This is a genomic window from Pseudomonas sp. NPDC089569 (assembly GCF_050280625.1).
Classification (GTDB): Bacteria; Pseudomonadota; Gammaproteobacteria; order Pseudomonadales; family Pseudomonadaceae; genus Aquipseudomonas.
In genome coordinates this window covers 1-2773 of the sequence record NZ_JBNNVQ010000219.1, presented here as the reverse complement: position 1 = coordinate 2773, position 2773 = coordinate 1, and the positions used below count along the sequence as shown (strand labels likewise).

The following is a 2773-nucleotide window of genomic DNA, read 5'->3' as shown; positions in this document are numbered from 1 at the left end:
TGGCCACGGGATCTGCGTCTGCGCTTCAAACACGACGGCTACAGCGTGACGCTCGGTGCCGATGAAGGACTGCGGAATGATGAACCACAGGTTCTGCGCCTGGTACTCGACGATGTCGCGCATGTTGAAGGAACCGACCTGGGCCACGACACCCATCAGGGCCAGACCCATGAACACTTCGTAGGACACGGTCTGTGCCGAAGCCCGCAAGCTGCCCAGCAGGGCGAACTTGTTGTTGCTGGACCAGCCGGCGAACAGCACCGCGTAGACCGACAGGCCGGCCATGGCGAAGAACAGCAGGCCGATGTTCAGGTCCGCCACGCCCCAGGTCGGGGTGATCGGGATGATGGCGAAGGCGATCAGCAGGGCGCTCATGGCCACCACCGGTGCCAGGGTGAAAATCACCTTGTCGGCAAACGGCGGCGTCCAGTCTTCCTTGAAGAACATCTTCAGCATGTCGGCAGCGATCTGGAACATGCCGAACGGGCCGACGCGGTTCGGACCATAACGGTCCTGCCACCAGCCCAGCAGGCGACGTTCCACAAAGCTGAGCAACGCACCGCAGACCACCACGGCCAGCAGGACGACGATGGCCTTGATGACCGTCAGGACCACATCGATCACTTCAGGGGTGAACCAGGTCATTGCGCTGCCTCCTGCAGACCGTCGACGGAAACGCCCGCGAATGCCGGTGGAATACCGGCGATACCCGCTGGCAGGGCCACCAGGCCGGCGCCCAGTTCTTCATTGATGCGCAGCGGCAGACGCAGGGTCTGACCGGCGACGTTCAGGCTGAGCATGGCGCCGTCGTTGACGCCCAGGCGATCGGCTTCCGACTTGGCCAGAGCGACGTAGGCCGCCGGGATGCGTTCCTGCACCGGAGCGGCTTTCGAAGAGTTTTCTTCGCTGCCGAACAGGTGGAAGAACGGCACGGCTTGCCAGGTGCCTTGAGCAGGACTGAACGCACGCGGAACACTGGCGAACCAGTTCAACGCATCACCGGTGCTTTCGATCAGGCGAGTGCCAGGATCGCCGGCACGCAGGTGACCACCGACTTCGTCCTGGAATTTGTTCCAGGCCTGCGGCGAGTTCCAGCCCGGCGACCAGGCGAATGGCACCTGCTGACGCGGTTCGGCCGAGCCCGAGTAACCTTCCATGGAGAAGGCGAACGCGGTGTCCTTGTCTTGCGGGGTACGCGGTTCGTGCACGCTGATGTCGGCGCGCATGGCGGTACGACCGGAATAGCGCAGCGGCTCACGGGCCAGTTTCATACCCTTGATACGGAACGCGGCGGACGGCGCGGCGTTGACGATACCGGCCAGTTGCGCGGTGCTCGAAGCAACGGCTGCGGTGACCTGGTCCAGTTGCGTCCAGTCGATCGGCTTGTTCAGCAGGGTGGCACGCAGGGCATGCAGCCAGCGCCAGCCTTCGTGAACCAGGATGCTGGCGTCCATGTACTGCGGGTCGAACACCTGGAAGAAACGCTGGGCGCGGCCTTCCTGGCTGACCAGGGTACCGTCGCCTTCGGCGAAACTGGCAGCCGGCAGAACCAGATGTGCGCGATCGCTGGTTGCGGTCTTCTGGTGGTCCGCCACGATCACCACTTTCGCGGCGCTCAGGGCTGCATCGACACGGGCTTTGTCGGTACGGGTGTACAGATCGTTTTCCAGTACGACGATGGCATCGGCACGGCCTTCGATCACGGCTTGCAGCGCGGCATCGACCGATTCGCCACCGAGCATGGCCAGGCCGAGGCTGTTGGCTTCCGGCACGATCAGGCTGATGGAACCGTTCTTCTCGCGCAGTTTCAGGGCTTTCGCAATGTTGGCAGCCGCCTCAATCAGCGCCTTGGAGCCCAGGGACGTACCGGCGATGATCAGTGGGCGCTTGGCAGCCAGCAGGGCATCGGCGATGCGCTTGGCCAGCTCGGTTGCTTCGCTGTCCAGACCTTCGACGGCCGGAGCGCTGGCATCCAGGGCATGAGCCACGGCGAAGCCGATACGCGCCAGGTCGTCGGGAGCGGCGTGCACACACTCTTCGGCGATGTCGTCGAGCTTGGTTTCAGCCAGGCTGGCGATGAACAGCGGGTTCAGCGCGTGCTGGCCAATGTTCTTCACGGCGGCGTCGAGCCAAGGTTGAACGCGCATGGCGTCGGCCATGTCTTCGGCCTTGCCCTTGACCGACTGGCGCAAGGCCAGGGCCATGCGGGCGGCAGTCTGGGTCAGGTCTTCACCGAGGACGAACACGGCATCGTGGTCTTCGATGTCGCGCATGTTCGGCACAGGCAGCGGGCTGTCCTTGAGCACTTGCAGGACCAGACGGATGCGCTCCAGCTCGGAGGTTTCGATACCGGAGTAGAAGTGCTCGGCGCCGACCAGTTCGCGCAACGCGTAGTTGCTTTCGAGGCTGGCGCGTGGCGAACCGATACCGACAATGTTGCGACCGCGCAGCAAGTCCGCGGCTTTATCCAGCGCTTCGTCCAGGCTCAGCTTGGTGCCGTTGGCCAGCAGCGGCTGACGTGGACGGTCCTTGCGGTTGACGTAGCCATAACCGAAGCGGCCACGGTCGCACAGGAAGTACTGGTTGACCGAACCGTTGTAACGGTTTTCGATGCGGCGCAGTTCACCGTAACGCTCGCCCGGGGAGATGTTGCAACCGCTGGAGCAACCATGGCAGATGCTCGGCGAGAACTGCATGTCCCACTTGCGGTTGTAACGATGAGTCAATTTTTCCAGATTCATCCGGAAAATCCGCAGGCGCGCCTGATCAAGCA

The 2773-nt window shown here is 63.3% G+C and carries 2 protein-coding genes; both read right to left on the bottom strand.

Features of this window, described 5'->3' with window-relative positions:
- On the bottom strand, positions 1 to 645 hold a 645-nt coding region (locus tag ACQKP2_RS32370), incomplete at its 3' end, for a complex I subunit 1/NuoH family protein (protein WP_427582321.1).
- A partial coding sequence (locus tag ACQKP2_RS32365) for a molybdopterin-dependent oxidoreductase (RefSeq protein WP_427582320.1) occupies positions 642 to 2773 on the bottom strand: 2132 nt, incomplete at its 5' end. The genes ACQKP2_RS32370 and ACQKP2_RS32365, both read right to left, overlap by 4 nt.